This is a genomic window from Pseudoalteromonas phenolica, assembly GCF_001444405.1.
Taxonomy (GTDB): Bacteria; Pseudomonadota; Gammaproteobacteria; order Enterobacterales; family Alteromonadaceae; genus Pseudoalteromonas; species Pseudoalteromonas phenolica.
The window spans coordinates 782,420-801,497 of record NZ_CP013187.1; the positions used below are offsets into that span (position 1 = coordinate 782,420).

The window sequence follows — 19,078 nt, forward strand, 5'->3', positions numbered from 1 at the left end:
AATTTATAATTTCAAATAATGATAGCCGATTGCGTAGACTATTTCCTGTACTTTACAGGAGAACATTATGAACTCAGTTTATCCAAGAACCTTTTCACATATTGGTATTTCTGTTCCAGATCTGGAGCAAGCCGTTAAGTTTTACACTGAAGTGTTAGGTTGGTATTTGATTATGGAACCAACCGAAATCACAGAAGATGACAGTGCCATTGGCGAAATGTGTACTGACGTATTTGGTGCAGGGTGGGAGCGTTTTCGCATCGCGCATTTGTCTACAGGTGACCGCATTGGTGTGGAACTTTTTGAGTTTAAAAACCAACAAAATCCTGAAGATAATTTTGAATATTGGAAGACAGGGATTTTCCACTTCTGTGTGCAAGACCCTAACGTTGAAGAGCTAGCTGAAAAAATCGTGGCTGCGGGTGGTAAAAAACGTATGGAAAAACCGCGCTTTTATTATCCGGGTGAAAAGCCTTATCGTATGATTTATATGGAAGACCCGTTTGGCAACATATTAGAAATTTATAGCCATAGTTATGAACTAATCTACAGTGCCGGTGCTTATTAAGTTGGCAAGCTAACTTTTAAAAGGCTTCTCAGAGGGTGAGAAGCCTTAGGCTGAGATGGTGTAATGCAAACAGTTAGCTGCTTGGCTTTTGAGTATGCAAAATAAGCGCTGTTAAACCAATGATGAAAAATAGCGCGCCACCTGAGAGTAAGAAAGGGTCGATAAAAACATTTTCATTGAAAGAGAATTTACCTGCTGAAATTTTCTTCCAGCCCATAAAATGTTGATTTGCCGCCACTACTGCACCAAAGAACCCCAATACTAACGCTAAATATTTCGTCAGAAAGTGATGTATAAATGGCAAAATCATAATAATGCCAAGCAAACCGATAACCGTGCGTTGTGTTCGACAATATGGGCATACATACACGGCGCCCATTAATTCTACCGTCCAAGCAATGATGCTGACCGCAATGGCAAATAATCCTAGCCAATGACGTTTGGCAATGATGTTTTCTAATGTGAGTTGATTCATAACACTCTGTTTATAATCTTATTCAAAAAAGAGTGATAATATACCATATTTCTTTTGGGTCTAATTAATTCTTTTTGGTTATATGTATTTTGCTAGGTGAAGGGGGAAGGTGATAAATGAAGATTAAAAAGAACTGCTACGATTTTTGTGCATATCGTAGCAGTTTGATTGTTTTATACGCTTAAACTATCGGTTGATCTTACGCACTCTGAAGTTACGACCTTTCATTTTACCTTCACCAATGACGTTTAAGGCCTTGCCTGCAACTTTTCGTTCAACAGCAACAAAAGAGGCCATGGCTGTCACTTTAATTTTACCGATTTGGCTGCCCTTAAGCGCATTATTCGCCGTTAAGGCACCTAAAATATCACCCGGGCGTAGCTTGGCTTTTTTACCGCCATCAATTTGTAGTGTGACCATAGGTGCACGGGTAATCGGATTGTTAAACACGGCATCACTTGGTAGGTCACTCGGCTCAATGGTGATATCTAAATAATCTTCTAAGGCATTTACTTTGTGAGACTCTTTATAGCTCATCAGTGAACATGCAATACCCGTATTACCAGCACGACCAGTACGGCCAACTCGGTGCACGTGTACTTCAGGGTCGTGGGCAATATGGTAGTTGATCACCATTTCAACATGGTCAACGTCAATACCACGAGCTGCAACATCGGTGGCCACTAAAATGGTTAAGCTCTTATTAGCAAAGCGCACCAAAGTACGGTCACGGTCTTTTTGTTCTAGGTCGCCATGAAGGGCGGCACTATCAAACCCGAGTTGTTGTAATTCATCACATACCGCTTGGCACTCAGCTTTGGTGTTAGCGAATATCACCGCTGAGTTTGGTTGAAACTCAAGTAAAAGCTTTTGTACGGCATCTAAGCGGACATCATTGTTGTCTACTTCATAGAAATATTGGGTGATGTTGCTGTGATCGTGACTTGCTTCGACCGTCACTTTTTCTGGCGCAGTCATAACGTGCTTAGCCAGTTGCTCAATTTTAGGTGGGAATGTGGCACTGAACAGTAAGTTCTGGCGTTGTGCCGGGCAGTGCTCAATAATGCATTCAATGGCCTCTTCAAAGCCCATTTCTAGCATGCGGTCGGCTTCATCTAGCACAAAGGTGTTTACTTCGTTTAAGTCTAAACGGCCTTTACGTAAATGCTCTTCAATACGACCCGGTGTGCCAACAACAATATGCGCGCCATGCTCAAGTGAACCAATTTGTGGGCCCATCGGCGCACCGCCACACAAAGTAAGTACTTTGATATTGTGAATTGCACGGGCAAGTTTGCGTATTTCAACCGCAACTTGGTCGGCTAATTCGCGCGTTGGACACACGACCAGTGACTGCACACGAAAACGTTTTACATTTAAGTTATGCAATAAACCTAAAGAAAACGCGGCTGTTTTACCTGAGCCTGTTTTGCCCTGACCAATCACATCTTTGCCTGCTAAAATTAACGGCAGTGTTTGCGCTTGAATGTCAGTCATATGCTGATAACCCAATGATTCTAGGTTGTCTAACAAATCGCGAGAAAGGGATGTTTGAGAAAATAGCTGTTGCGTCAAGGTCAGGCTCTTTGAGTTACGAAAATTGATTGGCGAGAGTATAGCATGGCTTGAGACTCAGGCTTAGCTAGTTTATTGTTGAGTAATTAACCTATTTGATATCAAATTTTTTACAAGGGAGTTTTGTTATGCGTGCTGCAATTAATAAATGGGGGATTAAGTTTTTAGCGGGTGCTTTTCCTGCTAACAAACCCACCTTGATAACGGGCAGTGGCGCGATGCTTAAACTGGCTAAGCTAATGATGAACAGTGGTGTACAGCGACCTTTGATCATTGCCGATGGCTTTATGACACAAAGCGGTAAACTGTCTGCATTAACGCAGCTTTTAAAAGATGCCAATTGTCAATTTACCGTCTTTGATGAAGTTGTGCCGAATCCGACCATGCTCGAAGTCGAAAACAGTGTGATACTGGCTCAGAGTATTCAGGCTGATGGTATCTTTGTCGTAGGCGGGGGGTCTGCGATTGATATTGCCAAAGTGGTTGCTGCGACGCTGACCAATGGCAGTAAACCTAAAAAACTCATTGGCATGATGCGAGTAAGGAACAAGCCCCTCCCTTTGTTTGCGGTGCCAACTACATCTGGTACTGGCTCTGAAGTAACGGTTGCGGCGGTGATCTCTGATCCAGAATCACATCAAAAAGCGTTTTTCTTAGACCCTGATTTTGTGCCACTTGCGGCAGGACTCGATACTGATTTACTCGCTTCATTACCGCCTGCGATAACCGCTTATACCGGTATGGATGCGCTGACTCATGCCATAGAAGCTTATATTGCGCGGGTGCATTTTAATGATGCACAGAGCGATGCCTTAACTGCAATTCGTTTATTGCTCGAGTATTTACCTCGTGCTTTTAAAAACGGTACGGATTTAGAAGCGCGCGAAATGGTCGCGCTTGCCTCGTTTATGGCGGGCTATGCGTTTAGTAAACAAGGCTTAGGCTATGTGCATGCCATCTCTCATCAGCTCAGTGCCCACTACAATACGCCCCATGGTTTAGCCAATGCCGTGGTGTTACCGAGAGTATTAAGATTCAATAAACCGCATTGTTTAAAGCAGTTGGCCGAAATAGAAAGTGCTATTTTAGGGAAGGACTCTGTGCTTCCAGAGCAGCAATTAGCCAACAACTTTATTAAACGTATCGATCAATTGTCTGATGAGCTTCAAATAGACAAGTCTCTAGATAGTCTTTTAGAAAAAGACTTTTTCAAGATTGCAAAACAGGCACTGCGAGAGGCGAATGACTCTTACTCTGTGCCCAAAGCGATGAAGCTTAAGCAAGTAATTCGAATTTTAGATGCGGTAAAAGCGGGAGAGCGCGAAGTCGCGTTTTAGAAAAGCATTGAGTTAGGAGGCAGTATAGCCCCCTATGTTTTGATTATGAGCTTTTTACTAGTTTGATAACACGTCACCCAGTGCCACTGGCGCTGAAGTTTGCTCTTTAATCGCATTTAAAACCGCGACCAGAGTGTTGTGTTGGCTGTTTTCATGGGCTCTAACACTGATTGCGGTAATGTCTGCATTGGCAGCAAGTTTGGCGATATTTACATTAATTGCATCAATTTCAACTTGGCGGTTATTTAAATACACCTTGTTGTTGGCATCTATGGTGAACTGTGGGGTCACTTTAGGTGTGACAGACAATGTCGGTGAGTTATTTCGTTCGATGTCTAATACAGCTTCTTTGTTAAAGCTGGCGGTTACAATAAAAAAGATTAATAAGATGAAAACAATGTCTAGCATCGGATTCATGTCTACGCTGAGGTTTTCTTGCAAGTGTGCTTTGGCTGTTTTTATCATTTTAGTTTCTCCATGTTGTTTCAATATTCAGCCTAGACCATGCTTGTAAGCTCACCTTTAACCTATTGTTAATATTTACAATCTTTCACAAAAATAGAAGTGCTTCTACCAAGAAATAAAAAAGGGTTAACCGATAGGTTAACCCTTGAGGGCATATGAGTAGGAATAAGCCCTGATGGGCTTACATTTATACCAATCCTCTAAAATACTCAATCATTTTGAGGGACTAAAACGGACGCTAGCTTCGTTAAAAATTTCTTATTTAGAACAACTAAATAGCAAAATTCTCGCCTTACTATCGACCAGTTTTCCTTGCCTCAAAATAGATCACTTAATTAAGAGGATCGGTTTTACTTTTAAAGTTGGTAGCTGACTTTGCCTGAAAGCTCGGCGATGTCAGTGATCTTCGTTTGACCTTTAATTTCAGCAAATGGCTTGTCTTGGTAGTTCGCACCACGCAGTTGTACGTTGATACGAGATGCTTTTGGATTCGCTAACGTTTCATTGTAGAACTGCTTGATATCAGATAGCTTCACATTCTGAACTTCTGTGATCATTTGTTGCTTAGAATCGTAATTCCAGTTCTCTTTATACCAATCAGAGAAGATAGGAGAGACTTCTTCATACATATTCTTAGGCGCTTGCGTCAGGCCTACAAGTACACCTTGCTTAATTGCAGCAAATTGCTCAGGTGTCAGTGCATCTAGCTTGGCTTTGTACTCTACCTTGAAGTCATCAAAACGCTTTTGCGCTTGTACTAGGTCCATGACGGGTGATTGGATATATAGACCAATACTTGCATAGTCATCAACCGGGTAGTAGAACGCACCTACGGCGTAAGCCAGTTGTTCTTCAGTTCTTAATTGGTTAAATGCTTCATGGCTGAAGTGCTTAGCCAATACGTTAGCAATGGCTTTTTGTTTGAAGCCAGCTTTACGATGAACATGAATATCTAATAAGCCATTGTCGGCAGCTGCGGTATCTTTTTGATAGCTCAAAACCTGTTGCGGTAATGGTGCAATGGTTTTGGTTTTTGCAAAGCTTGTTTGCGTATGGTTGCTACCAAGCGTTTTGCTGATAACCTCAGCAACGTTTTCTAAATCACCTTGATTGTAGTTACCAAATGCAAATACACGAGGTTGGTTTGCCTTTACCAGCTTTTCTAAGCGTGCTTTGAAAGTCGCTACATCTAACTTTTGTGCCGCAGCGATTAACGCGTCATCTTCAAAATTATTCGCTTCAGTTAAATTCTGAAGAGCAGGGAATAACTGACGAACGGTAAATTGTTTTTGTGCGTTATTGATACCACGAATAAGACGGTCTTTGGCTTGGGCAAAGTTCGTCTCTGTCACCTCAGGAATGAGATCAGATAGCATTTCAGAAAGCAGCAAGTTTTGCTTATCAGTGAAGCCGTTTAATAACAGACTCATACCGTTACTCGTTGTTGCACGCGTACTGATACCCGCAACACTTGCTTCAGCTTGTAATAAGCTTTGCTGTAGGTTGTATAGATCAGACCAAAGTGCAAGAGACACTTGGGTTTCGATATCCGCATTTGCTTCGCCGGCATTAAGGTCAATTTTCAAAATACCTTTTGGTTGTTCTGCAAATAATTGACTTGGGTAGTGCCACACTTTTACGCCGTCTTTTTCAACTTTAAGCTCTGCGGTCGATTGCTTCATCCCCGCAGTTTTTAGGTCGAAGTTTTCAGGTAATAGACGATTCACTTTTGGTAGTGTTAATGCCACCTGAGTTGGTTTTTTCCAAGTTGCAATTTCACTCTCAGCAATGTCTTCGATACGGTATTCACCCGCATAGAAATGTTGTTTCTGATCGACTTTCTCGTTTTTGCTGGTATACCAAATACGCAGTGTGTCAGGGGTTAATTGTGATAACACGTCATCAACCGCTTTGGCATTGAATTGACCAAAATAGTATGGCGCGTTGATGCTGTAGTTCAGCGGGTAATCTTGCATGCTGTTAACTAACTGAGCAGCATAACTGAATTCGTCGACCTTTTGTAAGAATCGGAACTCGTTATCAAGGGAGGTTTTGATCTCTTTGTAGTACTTTTCATCAACCCCTTTTTCTTTTACTAGATCAATGTACTGCATGATGATGGCAACGATTTCGTCACGGTTTTGCATACCCAAATCAGTCAGGTTTAGGGTAATAGACATTTCACCGTAGTTACCATAATGGTTTGGTGTACCGCCGGCATTCAATGAACTGATCCAGCCCAATGCTTTTAGCTGCTGCGCTGGTGTGCCAGGCATTTCAGAGCCAAGTAAGTAAGACACAAATGCATTTGGTTTAAACTTAAACTGGTCTTGGTTATTTTTAATGGTGAAATCAAGTTTTAGCTGCTTTAAGTCTTGGTTAGGCTTGTAGTAAATTTTCTTACCGCCTAACTCTGCAAAGTTAATTTCTTGCTTAACCTGCGGCTTCTCTATGCCTTTGTCTTTAATCGGTGAAAAGTGTTTCTTCGCTAACTTTTCCATTTCATCTAGCGAGGCATTGCTGATCAGCGCCACTTTCATGATGTTCGCAGAGTAGTACTTGTTGTAAAACTCAACGGTTTCTTTGTGAAGGTTGCTGTTTTCTTTATCGCCTAATGTTTCTAGGTTACCGATTAAGAAGCGGTTGGCAGGGTGCTCACCCATCATATCGCGTGATAATTTGAACTGACCGAAAAAGTCCATCTCACGGCGCATTGACCATTCAGCGTTAACGGCGTTGATTTCTTTTTCTGTGTATTCAGGGTACAGCTTTGGTGACTTAAAGAAATCCGAGAAGCGATCAAGTGCTTCGTCATAAGCGTCATTGTTCACTTTGAACATATAGTTTGTGTAAGTTAACCAAGTCGATGCGTTAGAAACACCGCCATTTTCGGTTAAGAATTCTTTGTACTGGTTTGTTTCAGGGTACTTGTCTGTGCCTAAGAAAAGTAAGTGCTCAAGATAGTGCGCCATACCTTGTTGTGTCATTGGATCTTGTAAAAGACCGACACCGACGTTTAATGCCGCTGCAGATTTCTCAGTTGTAGGGTCAGACACCAAAATCACTTCAATGTTATTTTCTAACTTTAAAGTCCTGTAGCCGCGCTGGTCATTCGGGCTAACCGCAAGCTTATCAAGTGGTGCAAGCGTGTTCGTTGCACTTGCTTGTGTATTGTTATTTGATGTTTGTGAACAAGCAGCCAGTGCCAATGCCAATGCACTAATCGTAAATGCTTTTTTCATAGGTGTCGTCCTTTGAAATTTTTCAGTTTTGAATATTTAGTTTACGCCTTTGGAATAAGTTAATCACTCAAATATAATGGCGTTTTGTAAAGTGATGTAACAATCCCACTTCAGCGTTTAAAAGTCTCTTATCAAACAATTATAAAACCAGTTTAAAAAATTATTATTAAAATTTATCCTATATAAACAATAGCTTGTTAGTCGTTCACCCCAGAAATATCTCCACGTCTTACAGGGTAGCCCAAGTGCATCCAGCCGAAAATACCTTCCCACAGTACTGCTGTGCGAGTGTAACCCCTAGCGCGAAGGCGATTGATGGTGTGATCTGCTGCGGCGCGAGGGCAAGAGCAATAGGCGACTATTTGAACGTCTTTGGGAATACCTGCAACGGTTTCATCTAAATCAGCATAATAGGGAAAGGGAATAGCGCCTTCTATGTGTGCTGTTTGCCAGACTGAGGTTACGCGCGTATCTAGCAATACCATACGTTTTTTTGCATTGAGTGCTTCATTGAGATCTTTTGAAAGTACATACATGCCATCTTTTAAATCAAAGTTAGGGTCTTCTCCGGCTTTGTTAATTATATAATCTTTAGGCTCTGGCAGTGCTCTAAGGACTGGTTTTTCTTCAACTAGCCCCATTGATTTACTGCGTAAAAATGCGGTGATGTTGTTAATGTCAGCGGGTGATAGTTTATTTTTGAATGCTTGCATAGGGGTGCCTTGTCGACCCTCCTGAATGGCATAGCGAATAAACTCGTCGGTATTATGGGCAAGGGCAGACTGATTCATCAGAGCTGGTGCCGTAATACCTTCACCTTGTTTACCATGACAACTTGCACACTCTTTTTGGTAAACAGTCTCACCACGTTTTATATCGCCCTGTACCGGATTGGTTGAAAACTTAAGTCTGTCGTAACCTGCTTGCTCAAAAAGCCAATAAGTTAAATCCCAGGTTTCAGCAAGTGTCATAGGGCCACCTACCTCATCTAGGTAACCACCCATCGCGGTGCCTTCTCGGCCATATTGCATGGGCCTCAAAATTTGATGGGCTACGCCTGACTCCATCAGGCTTTTACTGCGAAGCGATGGGGCGTGATCGTTTTTATGACCTTCACGGTTTTCACCATGACACAGCGCGCAGTATTTTTGATAGTTATTGGCTGCAACGCGAGCTTGCTCTGTCGTGAGCTTACGCGGTGGTGCTCGCCGCTCTCTTTCTTGTGAATAAGCAACACTTGTATGAAAAAGCAAGATGACCAAACTGCTTGTCAGCAGCCCGAAAAATAGTTTAGACATAACCAACCCTGGAAATAATGACGGTTAAATGAGCATAAAGGGTGGTGATGTTGTTTTCTAGCGAAATACAAATCTGGTAACAATTTAAGTGAAAGGGTTTGACCTAGCTCTTCCCCCAAAAGGGGGGGAGCTAGCAAGAGAAATTAGCTGCTCTCATTAACGAGAATAACTTTTCTGTGTGGGAAAGGTATTTCTATATCTGCCTCATCAAGTGCTTTTTTGATCTGTTCAGGTACAGAGTATAGAAGATCAAAATAATGCTCTCCTTGACAGAAAGGTCTCACTAAGAAATCAACAGAGCTGTTGTTGAGTGATTCGACTTCAACAAAAGGCGCGGGGTCTTGTAAAACAAATTGGTGTTCAGAAAGTACTTTAAGAATGACAGCTTTGGCTTTATCTATATTTTCGCTGTAAGCGATACCAAACCGCATATCAACCCCTCTAATTGTATAATGTGAGTGGTTGATAATTTTGTTCCCCCAAATATGGCTATTCGGTATAACAATTTGCTGATTATCGAAAGTTTGCATGATTGTGGTGAACATATCTATTTCAGTTACTTTGCCAAACTGCCCAGTTGTATCAATAAAATCTCCGACTTTGTAAGGCCTAAATATAAGCAGCATTACCCCTGCAGCTAAATTAGAGAGCGTCCCTTGTAAAGCAAGACCTACGGCTAAGCCTGCCGCCCCCAGTAATGCAATAATAGAAGCGGTCTGCACGCCAAATCGATTCAAGACAGCGATAGCAACAAAAGCAAGTATTGTGTAACGAACCACACTGCCAAAAAACTTAAATAAAGTGTCATCCAGTTGATCATATTTATTAGCAACAGCGGTGACTGCTTTATAGGCTTTGCCAGCTATCCATATACCGACCAATAAGATGCCAAGCGCGAGTAACAAATTTGTTGCCCAATCTAAAGCGGTTGGTAAGTATTGGTTTATATCTAGCTTTTCAATAAAACTATTCATGAAGGCGATCCTCATTGTTAATATATAGTTAAATTAGGCTAGAATCTCTACCTTATCAAGGTGGCAAGTTTCAGGTTGTTTTATAAAATTGTGTCTATAATTACTTTCTACGATAACCTTCAGAAAGTGAAAATAAAGTGAGATTAAACAGCGTTTTATTAATTCTAATTTTGAGTAGTTTGGTTGCATGCTCTCAGGCTGATTCTGTGCCAGAGAGTGAATGCGATAAAGTTGTCGCCCATGCTAAATCGGTCTTAAAAGAAAATGCACCGAGTAAATCCGATATGTTGAAGCAATGTAAGGCTGCATCAGATGAAGCCAGAGGATGTGTTATGGCTGCGGATAAACCAATGAAATTACTTAAGTGTGACTTTTAATTTGAAGCATATTTGTGCTTGAAATAACTGCCCAGAACCACCTAGCAAGTTGTCTCACTAGGTGGTTTTTTCTTTATGGCGTGTTGAAGACTTTTATTTCACAAACTCATAGCCAACAAGATAAATAAGCTCTAATGATAAGCCTCTGAGCGCTCTATCACTTCAATTTCATAACCATCAGGATCGGCAATAAAAAAGAATTTAGCAACAAGCTGATCGTCATTATAAAAAGACTTAACAGGACGAGGCTGATAACCTAACTTTACCGCTTTCTCATGCAGCGCTTCTATATTTTGCGCGCTAAACGCCAGATGACCATAACCATCACCTAGAATGTATGGCTTGGTTTTGTCATGATTAACGGTAAGCTCTAGTTCAAAATCGCTTTCATTATTACCCAAATAATGCAGGTCAAAGCCGTCAAATTTTAAGGTACGCTTTATCTCTAAGTTGAGTATATCTTGGTAAAATTGCGTCGACTTTTTTACATCCAAAACTCGGATCATACTGTGGATCATTTTTGCCACGTTTAAAATACCTATCTGTTGTGTGAACTCTACTCTTCTGTGCCGCAAGGTTTATTTGAAACAACGAAATGCTCAGTGTGCATTCAAAAAGGTGTCACTAAAAATCAGGTTTGGCAGTGATTCGAGCGTATAGTGAATGATGAAGACCGAGCGGCTGCCGAATTTATTTCAACTTTGTATCAAACGGTGATTGAACACCATTATAGTGTGCAAAGTACTGCATCAATCTTAAGAGCTACTTGTTTAATTGAGGCGTGGAATAATAAATAAAGCTGCGCGACATTGGGTAGTAACCAAATACTACATACAAATTAAATTTATTTGTGGGTAATGTTCTTTTGATGTTTAGTTAAGGGCCACTTCAATCACGTCGGTATTGAACTTTATCAATCATTCATCAGCCTCGGGAGCCATCGGGATCAGTATTGCAAGTTGCTAAATCATATCCGTGGCGACCAAGATCCCAGTCACTGTCTGAGTTTAACCAAGCTATGACTTATTTGAGTCAGCAAAATAATGTCACTACGTTTACCATGAGTGAATTTGGTCGAATCTTAACGTCCTATGGTAATGGTACCGATCACGGTTGGGCAGGAAATCATATTGTCATGGGCGGCGCGGTGAACTGTGGTAATTTGTATGGCAAATTGTTGACTCAGCACCTTAATGGGCCCAGAGATACACGTGGTGGTCGACTTATTCCCGAAGTTGCCAATGAGCAGTATTTCGCAACCTTAGCAAGGTGGTTTGGCGTGCCTGATTCTGAGTTGGTTGATATTTTTCCAAACTTAGCGAACTTTAATCAGTACACACTCGGGTTTATCTAATTTTTTTTATCGCTAAATTTAAAAGCCACAGTCGAGATGAGTGTGGCTTTTTTGTTGGGTTAAAGTTTGAAATCAGGTATGTACTGAGCAGCGATTTTGTCTGCGAATAGTATTGGGTTTGCTCCAATTAAATTTGTTAAAACAACAACAGCAACATCATCTTCTGGGTATATAACCATACTTACAGCATTACCACCACTTGAACTGACAGCAGGGTGATTTTCTCTTTCAATGATTTGCCAGCCCATAGCATAGCCTGTTTCAATAGGGCCTATTGAGCGAGTTTTGCCATCAGCGAGGGTTACAGGTGTCCAAAGCGCGCTTAGGTTTTGAATCAACTTCTTAGATTTTAGGCTGATTAGATAACTCGCAAGTTCCTCTGCATTACTACTCATGCCCGCAGCAGTTTGAAGCATATCTTCGTATTCAGCATGAAAAACGTGATGCTGATTATTATAGAAATATTGCGGGACAAGTTGAGCGTTTGTTTTTACTGTGCTGTCGAATGCAGCACTGGCTGTTTTTGTCATCCCAGCTTTGGCAAGTTGCCCTGTAATAATAAAGTTTTGAAACCCTTGAGGCTTATATTTATCAATAATTTGACCAAGCAGCATATAACCTGTTTGGTTATAGTTAAATTGTGTATTCTCTTTAAATCGCATGGGCAAAGTTTTCGCTTTTTGCCAAGATGCTTGTAAATCATTCAGCACAATTAAATCGAGCAAATGGCCTGTAAGTACCATAGGTAAACCAGATGTATGTGCAAGCAGATGCTTAATCTTTATCGGTTTCCAATGCTCAGGCAATCCAGATAGGTGCTGTCCTGCAGAGTCGTCAAGTTGTAGCATTCCTGCTTCAACAAGTTGCATGATTGCGACGCCCGTAAATGCTTTTGTCATCGAGTTAATTTGAAATAAATTTGCATCGGTTACAGCACTTTTTGTTTCAACATCAGTAATACCATAACTGTTTTTAAAGACGATTTTGTCACCTTTAATTACAGCAACTTGTGCACCTAGAATTTTTTTCTCCTGCATCACTGTTTGCATATAACGGTCAACTGAGTGAGCACTTGCCACAAGTGGCATCGAAAGCAAAGACAAGCTAATTACAAGTAATGATGAGGTATAAAAGAGTGTTTTAAACAGGCGCATAATATTCCTTTGTTATTATTTTCGCGCACAAAGTAACTGTTTTACAGCAAGTTATAAACATTGATTTGTAAACAATTGTGTTGAAACTATGAAAAGTTATTTACAATGAAGCAAACATAGTAAGAGATAATTTTATGGGGTATTTAGCCTTTGTAACCTGTTTATGGGCGTTTTCTTTTAGTTTAATTGGCGTGTATTTGGCAGGGCAAGTTGATGCTTGGTTTAGCGCTTTTAGCCGAGTGGCGCTCGCAACTTGCGTGTTTATCCCTTTTTTAATTCGCTCACGTATTCCTAAAGATCTCATTCTTAAATTAATGGCGATAGGGGGTGTGCAACTCGGGTTAATGTACGGGTTTTACTATCACTCGTTTTTGTTTTTGAGTGTGCCGGAGGTGTTGCTGTTTACTGTGATGACGCCGGTGTATATCACCTTACTCAATGATGTGTTAGATAGGCGGTTTAACGGTAAATATCTACTGGTTGCGGTGATAGCTGTAATAGGTGCGGTTGCCATTCGTTATGAAAATTTTGATGGTGAGTTCTTATTTGGTTTGTTGCTGGTGCAAGGCGCTAACCTTTGTTTCGCAACAGGGCAAGTGACGTATAAGCGTTTAATGCAAGACTGTGAGCTTGATCACAAAACCGTGTTTGGTTGGTTTTTTGTCGGTGCATTAGTCGTGTCTTTGCTGTTCTTTTTAATGTTTGGCAATACAGACAAGCTACCAACGACTAGCACCCAGTGGGGCATATTAATTTATCTTGGTTTGGTGGCCTCGGGTTTTGGTTATTTTGCGTGGAATAAAGGCGCAACCTTAGTAGATGTAGGCGCACTTGCTGTGATGAATAATGTACTGATTCCTGCGGGTATACTGGTTAATTTGGTTATTTGGAACCGAGATGCTGATTTAATCAGGCTTACTGTTGGGGGCGGCATTATCCTTCTTGCACTTTGGGTTAACCAAAAACTTGCTACAGGTCGCTAAGCGACCTGTGCTTTGTTAATACCGCTAAATTGCTGACGATATTGGTTGGGCGTAAACCCCGTAAATTGCTTGAACGCGCGAGTAAATGGCCCGACAGACGCAAATCCGCTTTCTAGGCCAATCACTAACACCGGCCAATGCGATTTATCACACTCAGAGAGTAGCTGTTTGGCATGCTCGACTCTGAGTTGATTTATGTACTGGTTAAAGTTTCGAGCACCGAGCCCCTCTTTGAATAGTCGGCTGACCTTATATTCAGGTAAGTCGAGTTGCTTAGCTAAATCACCTACTTTCAGATTTGCTTGTAGATATAGTTTTTGGTCTATCAATAATTGTTGAATGGTGTCTTTCAACTCAATATCTTGTGACTCTTCGGTTTGCATTACCAAAGAGCGAGTTTCCATTTGTGTTTCATTTAACTTGGGTTTGAAAGCACTTACTTGCGTTGTGTTTATTGATTTTTTTGGATTGTGACTAGAGCTAGATTTAAAGCGCCAAAACATCAGTATTTGTGTAACAAGCAGCATAAAAATAGTGATACAGGCGATGATGGCTTCTTTAATATACGGCGTGTCTACAAAGTAGCCTTTGGCGACCTTGCTAATGAATACTGCAGAGATGATGGCACACAAATAGAACACACGCTGTTTCTGCTGGGTCTTAGAGGATTGATTAAACCCTCTAAATGCTTCCCATATAGATAAAACAATAATTGCAGAAGACAGCAAAATAGTGATTTCTGTGAGTGCATATTTAGCAAAACTGAAGCTACTTGATTCTATGTGCCACAGTTCTGTGACAAACAAATATCCTTTGCTCATCATCACCAAAACAGCAATGCCAATGGCTAGTGCAATATGTTGTATAGAGATGGCATTATTGCCTCTAAAATAACTTCGCACAAACAACCAATAGCAGTTACAGGTCGCACAAGCTCCTAGCCCGACTAGGTATTGGTAAGCTCCCAGACTGTCAGCAGATAATTTTTGTATTACGCCCATGGCAACCGAGCCACAAAATACCGCAAATAAAATATGCGTCGTATGCTTGTTTTTTACCCACAATTGAGCGAGTAAGCAGGTTAATGCCACGAAAAGCTGAATGGAATAAATGTTTGATAAGGTCATCAGGGGCGCTCCAAAGTAACACCGCAGAGTTTATCTAATCGTTTGTTCTCTCTCAATTGTGTGTTTGTAAGAAAGCGTGTCGTATTTTATTAGGTAATGAGGTGAGTAAAAAAGTTAGCTTTAATTTCATGTTGTTACATAGCTTTTAGATTCTGTTTATCAAAATTTAAAAAGCGCAAACTGCTAAAATCATAGGCCGATTTTAAAATTCGGTGCGATCCTATTTCACACCAATGTCAAGCTGTTTACATCAACATTAGAGTAAGGAGCTTGTTATGGAACAGCTAACCGTTAATCAAAAAAATATCTGGGGTATGTCAGCCGATTCTGCACTTAAAAAGGCGGTGACTAGTTGGGTCAGTATTGTATTAGTCGGGCAATGGGCGTTTGCCGTTTATATTCTCAGTTTGTATGCCATCCCTTTATTAATAGGGGCCGTGCATCAGGCAGATGAAATCTCTCCTGCAAGAGGGTTTGATACCAGTGCGGGTTTTGATTCCATCATGTTTTTTAGCCATATTTTGCCTGCGGCGATTATGGCAAGCAGTGGTTTGCTACAAATTATTCCAAAAATACGCAAAACCTACCCTAAGTTTCACCGTTGGAATGGTCGAGTATTTTTTGCTCTAGGCCTGTCTGGTGCTGTTACGGGACTGTATTTAACTTGGGGGGCAGGCATTCGCTTTAGTGACATAGGTGCGTTAGGTGTCACACTAAATGGCGTACTTATATTAGTCGCAATATTCTTTGCTTGGAAAACCGCAGTTAAAAAGCAATTTGTTCAGCATCAGCGCTGGGCGGTGCATGCCTTCATTTTAGTGAATGGCGTATGGACGTTCCGCTTGTTTTTAATGGGCTGGTATTTAGTTAACCAAGGCCAAAACGGCAATAACAATAACCTAGATGGCCCTATGGATCTAACAATATCTTTTGCTTGTTACTTGTTGCCTATGTTGTTTGCTGAACTTATCTTTTGGGCTAAGCGCAGTAAAACCGAAAACGTAAAATGGCTAGCTGCGATGACAACTTCTATTGCAGCCGTGATCACCTTAATTGGTGTAATCGCAGCAGCTATGATGATGTGGGGACCAAGGCTGTCTATGGTATTTTCAACAATTTTTTAAAAATTTATTTTTAAATACTGTAACTTGATAAGTTAAATCTATTAATTTGTATTGATTAATAGATTTAATTTATTGTTATCGCTATCCTCGAATAAAAGGAAAAAGCTGCAAGGCATCTTCAATGATCTGCTTCTTATGGTTCTTCTCTAAGAAAATGGCATAAACGTCGCGGTAATAAGTGGGTGCTTCAGGCACTAAATAGAGCTTTTGTTTTCTGAGCTCTGTAAAGCACATTTGATTAGGCAAATAGGCTGCACCACCGGCTTCAAGTATAAAATTCATAGCAATACGCGGTTGGTTCATATGATGGCGGGTATTCAGTGCATCACCAAAGTCTTTTAGTACTTGGTTATTAATGGATTCGCCGTAGTCTACCATGACCCAATTTTCTAATTCTTCAATGCTGTCTGCAGCCTGAGTGGATACTAGTTTAAGGGGAATTGTAGCCACTTTTTTGGCTTCGATGTCATCAATAAAAGGCGGCTCAAATAAGAAAGCAATATCAACCATGCGATTTTGCACTTGTTTGCGTAACTCAAGCGGTGAATAGGTTTGCGTGAATAGGTTAACGTCGTCTAGATTACGATGAATTTTTTGTAGCCAGTCATGTAAGACCATATCCCAAATCGACATCATGGCACCCACAAACAATTGAGTTGAACTGGCATCGCCAACCCCGACATCTTGCTTGACCTTTTGCCACATAGTAAGAATTTCGTTGGCGTGCTTCACCAGTTTATGGCCTTCGGCAGTGAGCTTTAAGCGTTTGTTTGCCCTATCAAAAAGCAACACACCAAGATCTTCTTCTAATAGTTTAATGCGTGCACTGACTGCAGCCTGAGTCACAAATAAATTTTCAGCTGCCACTCTAAAGTGCAATGTTCGGCTCACTTCTAAAAATGTCATTAGCAGTTCAGTGCGCATGGTTTCTCTCGGTTTTATTGATAAAAATTTTTATTTAATAAGGTTATTTTATTTAGTTTTTCTTTTCAAATTGTTTGTCCTACATTTGCTCCCGTATTCACACACTGACATTTAACTTTTTTGGAAAAGAACATGAAAATTGCCATTCTTTCTTGTGGACCTGAACTTTACTCTACTAAGCGTTTATTAGAGTCGGGACTTGCTCGTGGGCATGAGGTCGACGTTATCGACACATTACATTGCTACATGGATATCACCAGTAGCCGCCCAACAGTGCGTTACCACGGTGAAGAATTACCAAAATACGATGCGATTATTCCACGTATTGGTTCATCAATTACGTTTTACGGCACAGCAGTTGCGCGCCAGTTTGAAATGATGGGTACATTTAACGTGAACGAGTCGGTGGCAATTAGCCGTTCGAGAGACAAGCTACGTTCACTACAATTGTTATCGCGTCGTGGTATTGGCTTGCCGCGTACTGGCTTTGCAAGTAAGCCTGACAACATTAAAGACCTAATCAAAAATGTGGGTGGCGCGCCACTGGTGATTAAATTACTTGAAGGTACGCAAGGCATTGGTGTTGTGTTAGCGGATACGTCAAAGGCAGCAGAAAGCATCATCGAAGCTTTTATGGGTCTAAAAGCCAATATTTTAGTTCAGGAATATATTAAAGAAGCGGGCGGTGCAGACATTCGTTGTTTAGTGGTTGGCGGTAAAGTCGTTGCGGCAATGAAGCGTCAGGCAGCTGAAGGTGAGTTTCGTTCAAACTTACATCGTGGTGGCTGCGCAGAAATTGTAAAGCTCAGCAAAGAAGAGCGTGAAACCGCAGTACGTGCCGCGAAAGTGATGGGTTTGAATTTCTGTGGCGTTGACTTACTTCGCTCGCACAATGGCCCTATGGTGATGGAGGTAAATTCATCGCCAGGTCTTGAAGGCATCGAAAAAGCAACGGGTTTAGATGTAGCAGCTAAACTCTATGAGTTTATTGAGAAAAAGAATGACGTGTCACCGCCAAGAAAATTAGCGGTGGGGTGAGGAGTCTAAATTAATGGCATTACCTGAAGACATTGTAATTGGTGAGCACCGTATTAAAGCGGGGCAGAGTGCAAAAGTCATGCTGCCAGTGGCCAAGTTGTATACCGATGCGGAAGTTTCTCTTCCTGTTTTTATCAGTCGCTCTAAAAAAGCGGGGCCAACGGTATTAATTTGCGCAGCGGTACATGGTGATGAACTGAACGGTATTGAAATTATTCATCGCTTAATTCGCGACAAAAAGCTTAAGCCATCGTGCGGTACTGTGATTGCAGTACCCATGGTAAACGTGTACGGCGTAATAAACCAAAGCCGCTATTTACCAGATAGACGCGATTTAAATCGCAGCTTTCCGGGATCTGCAAAAGGCTCATTAGCATCGAGATTGGCGAATATTTTCTTAAATCAATGTGTGTTGCATTGTGACTATGGCATCGACTTGCACACTGGTGCGATTCATCGCTCTAATTTGCCACAGATCAGAGCAAATTTAGACGAGGCAGATTTAAGTGGGTTAGCCAATGCGTTTGGTGCGCCTGTGGTGATCAATACCGCAAATCCGAAAGGCTCTTTGCGAGAAGCTGCGGCAAAGTCAGGCACCAAAATCATGGTATATGAAGCGGGTGAGGCGCTGCGCACCGATGAGTTTTCTGTGCATATTGGCTACCGCGGGGTGCTAAATGTGCTGCGGGCTTTAAACATGTTGCCAAAATCGCGTAAGAAGAAAAGTAGCACCTTACCGTTTATTGCACATAGTTCTGATTGGATCAGAGCGACAGCCAGCGGCTTTGTATCGCATAAGCTTGAACTGGGTGAGCAGGTTGAGAAAGGCACGGTTCTGGCCGATGTGGTTGACCCCTTTGGTGAAGTGTTAGCGCAAGTAAAAGCGCCTCGTAAGGGCATCATCATCGGTAAGCAAAATATTCCTTTAGTACAGGAGGGAGAGGCTATGTACCACATAGGCTATTTTAGCGCTGATGAAGCAGAAATTTCTCAACATATCGACAATGAAGAAAATGCCATTGTTGATGGTGAAAGCGAGGCGCGCTAGTGCGCCTTTGGAGTT

At 41.4% G+C, this 19,078-nt stretch carries 17 protein-coding genes and 1 pseudogene; 8 read left to right on the forward strand and 10 right to left on the reverse strand.

All coding sequences use genetic code 11. The annotated features are described in order from the left end of the window. The first annotated feature begins 67 nt into the window (after positions 1 to 67). Positions 68 to 568, forward strand: coding sequence for a lactoylglutathione lyase family protein (locus PP2015_RS03475; protein ID WP_058028960.1), 501 nt, complete (start codon positions 68 to 70; stop codon positions 566 to 568). Positions 569 to 641: 73 nt separating this feature from the next. Here PP2015_RS03475 and PP2015_RS03480 read toward each other — a convergent pair whose 3' ends face one another. Continuing rightward, positions 642 to 1,043 (reverse strand): disulfide bond formation protein B, encoded by a 402-nt coding sequence (locus PP2015_RS03480; protein WP_058028961.1) that lies wholly within the window; start codon positions 1,041 to 1,043, stop codon positions 642 to 644. A gap of 186 nt (positions 1,044 to 1,229) precedes the next feature. Further along, positions 1,230 to 2,618 (reverse strand): ATP-dependent RNA helicase DbpA, encoded by a 1,389-nt coding sequence (dbpA, locus tag PP2015_RS03485; RefSeq protein ID WP_058028962.1) that lies wholly within the window; start codon positions 2,616 to 2,618, stop codon positions 1,230 to 1,232. 128 nt (positions 2,619 to 2,746) lie between these two features. Here dbpA and PP2015_RS03490 point away from each other — a divergent pair, with 128 nt between their 5' ends. Continuing rightward, positions 2,747 to 3,955, forward strand: coding sequence for an iron-containing alcohol dehydrogenase (locus tag PP2015_RS03490; RefSeq protein ID WP_058028963.1), 1,209 nt, complete (start codon positions 2,747 to 2,749; stop codon positions 3,953 to 3,955). Positions 3,956 to 4,012: 57 nt separating this feature from the next. Here PP2015_RS03490 and PP2015_RS03495 read toward each other — a convergent pair whose 3' ends face one another. From PP2015_RS03495 to PP2015_RS03510, 4 genes are all read right to left on the reverse strand, one after another. Then, complete coding sequence (locus tag PP2015_RS03495) at positions 4,013 to 4,420, reverse strand: ExbD/TolR family protein (protein WP_058028964.1); 408 nt, start codon at positions 4,418 to 4,420, stop codon at positions 4,013 to 4,015. Between the two features lie 356 nt (positions 4,421 to 4,776). Next, on the reverse strand, positions 4,777 to 7,662 hold the full coding sequence (locus tag PP2015_RS03500) for an insulinase family protein (RefSeq protein ID WP_058028965.1): 2,886 nt from the start codon (positions 7,660 to 7,662) through the stop codon (positions 4,777 to 4,779). A 197-nt stretch (positions 7,663 to 7,859) separates the two neighbouring features. After that, positions 7,860 to 8,960: a c-type cytochrome gene (locus tag PP2015_RS03505; RefSeq protein WP_058028966.1), complete on the reverse strand. Its 1,101-nt coding sequence runs from the start codon at positions 8,958 to 8,960 to the stop codon at positions 7,860 to 7,862. A gap of 143 nt (positions 8,961 to 9,103) precedes the next feature. Further along, positions 9,104 to 9,934 (reverse strand): mechanosensitive ion channel family protein, encoded by an 831-nt coding sequence (locus tag PP2015_RS03510; protein WP_058028967.1) that lies wholly within the window; start codon positions 9,932 to 9,934, stop codon positions 9,104 to 9,106. A gap of 137 nt (positions 9,935 to 10,071) precedes the next feature. Here PP2015_RS03510 and PP2015_RS03515 point away from each other — a divergent pair, with 137 nt between their 5' ends. Then, the gene (locus PP2015_RS03515) at positions 10,072 to 10,311 is read left to right on the forward strand and encodes a hypothetical protein (protein WP_058028968.1); all 240 of its coding nucleotides are present in this window, start codon (positions 10,072 to 10,074) and stop codon (positions 10,309 to 10,311) included. A 131-nt stretch (positions 10,312 to 10,442) separates the two neighbouring features. Here the strand turns inward: PP2015_RS03515 and PP2015_RS03520 are convergent, their stop codons facing one another. Next, positions 10,443 to 10,829, reverse strand: a complete 387-nt coding sequence (locus tag PP2015_RS03520; RefSeq protein ID WP_319593339.1) for a VOC family protein — start codon at positions 10,827 to 10,829, stop codon at positions 10,443 to 10,445. Positions 10,830 to 11,299: 470 nt separating this feature from the next. Between PP2015_RS03520 and PP2015_RS03525 the strand changes: the two are divergent. Next, positions 11,300 to 11,665 (forward strand): annotated as a pseudogene (locus tag PP2015_RS03525) (DUF1501 domain-containing protein); the annotation flags it as partial. A 59-nt stretch (positions 11,666 to 11,724) separates the two neighbouring features. Here PP2015_RS03525 and PP2015_RS03530 read toward each other — a convergent pair. Beyond that, the gene (locus PP2015_RS03530; RefSeq protein ID WP_058028971.1) at positions 11,725 to 12,819 is read right to left on the reverse strand and encodes a serine hydrolase domain-containing protein; all 1,095 of its coding nucleotides are present in this window, start codon (positions 12,817 to 12,819) and stop codon (positions 11,725 to 11,727) included. 134 nt (positions 12,820 to 12,953) lie between these two features. Between PP2015_RS03530 and PP2015_RS03535 the strand changes: the two genes are divergently transcribed. Beyond that, complete coding sequence (locus tag PP2015_RS03535) at positions 12,954 to 13,802, forward strand: carboxylate/amino acid/amine transporter (RefSeq protein ID WP_058028972.1); 849 nt, start codon at positions 12,954 to 12,956, stop codon at positions 13,800 to 13,802. Here the strand turns inward: PP2015_RS03535 and PP2015_RS03540 are convergent. Then, positions 13,799 to 14,929: a helix-turn-helix domain-containing protein gene (locus tag PP2015_RS03540; protein ID WP_058028973.1), complete on the reverse strand. Its 1,131-nt coding sequence runs from the start codon at positions 14,927 to 14,929 to the stop codon at positions 13,799 to 13,801. The genes PP2015_RS03535 and PP2015_RS03540 overlap by 4 nt on opposite strands. Before the next feature lie 275 nt (positions 14,930 to 15,204). Here PP2015_RS03540 and PP2015_RS03545 point away from each other — a divergent pair, with 275 nt between their 5' ends. Further along, on the forward strand, positions 15,205 to 16,053 hold the full coding sequence (locus PP2015_RS03545) for a DUF2306 domain-containing protein (RefSeq protein WP_058028974.1): 849 nt from the start codon (positions 15,205 to 15,207) through the stop codon (positions 16,051 to 16,053). 81 nt (positions 16,054 to 16,134) lie between these two features. Here PP2015_RS03545 and PP2015_RS03550 read toward each other — a convergent pair whose 3' ends face one another. Continuing rightward, the gene (locus PP2015_RS03550; RefSeq protein WP_058028975.1) at positions 16,135 to 16,977 is read right to left on the reverse strand and encodes a LysR family transcriptional regulator; all 843 of its coding nucleotides are present in this window, start codon (positions 16,975 to 16,977) and stop codon (positions 16,135 to 16,137) included. Between the two features lie 132 nt (positions 16,978 to 17,109). Between PP2015_RS03550 and rimK the strand changes: the two genes are divergently transcribed. Both rimK and PP2015_RS03560 read left to right on the forward strand, forming a co-directional pair. Further along, on the forward strand, positions 17,110 to 18,015 hold the full coding sequence (gene rimK / locus PP2015_RS03555) for a 30S ribosomal protein S6--L-glutamate ligase (protein WP_058028976.1): 906 nt from the start codon (positions 17,110 to 17,112) through the stop codon (positions 18,013 to 18,015). A gap of 13 nt (positions 18,016 to 18,028) precedes the next feature. Then, a complete protein-coding gene (locus tag PP2015_RS03560) occupies positions 18,029 to 19,063 on the forward strand; it encodes a succinylglutamate desuccinylase/aspartoacylase family protein (protein ID WP_058028977.1) in 1,035 nt (344 codons plus the stop codon). Positions 19,064 to 19,078: the final 15 nt, after the last annotated feature.

Bases quoted from the DNA above. Each gene is read 5' to 3' on its own strand.
- PP2015_RS03520 (WP_319593339.1), bottom strand. From the start codon at position 10,829: ATGATCCACAGTATGATCCGAGTTTTGGATGTAAAAAAGTCGACGCAA.
- PP2015_RS03530 (WP_058028971.1), bottom strand. From the start codon at position 12,819: ATGCGCCTGTTTAAAACACTCTTTTATACCTCATCATTACTTGTAATT.
- PP2015_RS03495 (WP_058028964.1), bottom strand. From the start codon at position 4,420: ATGATAAAAACAGCCAAAGCACACTTGCAAGAAAACCTCAGCGTAGAC.
- PP2015_RS03480 (WP_058028961.1), bottom strand. From the start codon at position 1,043: ATGAATCAACTCACATTAGAAAACATCATTGCCAAACGTCATTGGCTA.
- PP2015_RS03500 (WP_058028965.1), bottom strand. From the start codon at position 7,662: ATGAAAAAAGCATTTACGATTAGTGCATTGGCATTGGCACTGGCTGCT.
- PP2015_RS03535 (WP_058028972.1), top strand. From the start codon at position 12,954: ATGGGGTATTTAGCCTTTGTAACCTGTTTATGGGCGTTTTCTTTTAGT.
- PP2015_RS03475 (WP_058028960.1), top strand. From the start codon at position 68: ATGAACTCAGTTTATCCAAGAACCTTTTCACATATTGGTATTTCTGTT.
- PP2015_RS03490 (WP_058028963.1), top strand. From the start codon at position 2,747: ATGCGTGCTGCAATTAATAAATGGGGGATTAAGTTTTTAGCGGGTGCT.
- PP2015_RS03505 (WP_058028966.1), bottom strand. From the start codon at position 8,960: ATGTCTAAACTATTTTTCGGGCTGCTGACAAGCAGTTTGGTCATCTTG.
- PP2015_RS03545 (WP_058028974.1), top strand. From the start codon at position 15,205: ATGGAACAGCTAACCGTTAATCAAAAAAATATCTGGGGTATGTCAGCC.
- PP2015_RS03510 (WP_058028967.1), bottom strand. From the start codon at position 9,934: ATGAATAGTTTTATTGAAAAGCTAGATATAAACCAATACTTACCAACC.
- PP2015_RS03560 (WP_058028977.1), top strand. From the start codon at position 18,029: ATGGCATTACCTGAAGACATTGTAATTGGTGAGCACCGTATTAAAGCG.
- rimK (WP_058028976.1), top strand. From the start codon at position 17,110: ATGAAAATTGCCATTCTTTCTTGTGGACCTGAACTTTACTCTACTAAG.
- PP2015_RS03550 (WP_058028975.1), bottom strand. From the start codon at position 16,977: ATGCGCACTGAACTGCTAATGACATTTTTAGAAGTGAGCCGAACATTG.
- PP2015_RS03540 (WP_058028973.1), bottom strand. From the start codon at position 14,929: ATGACCTTATCAAACATTTATTCCATTCAGCTTTTCGTGGCATTAACC.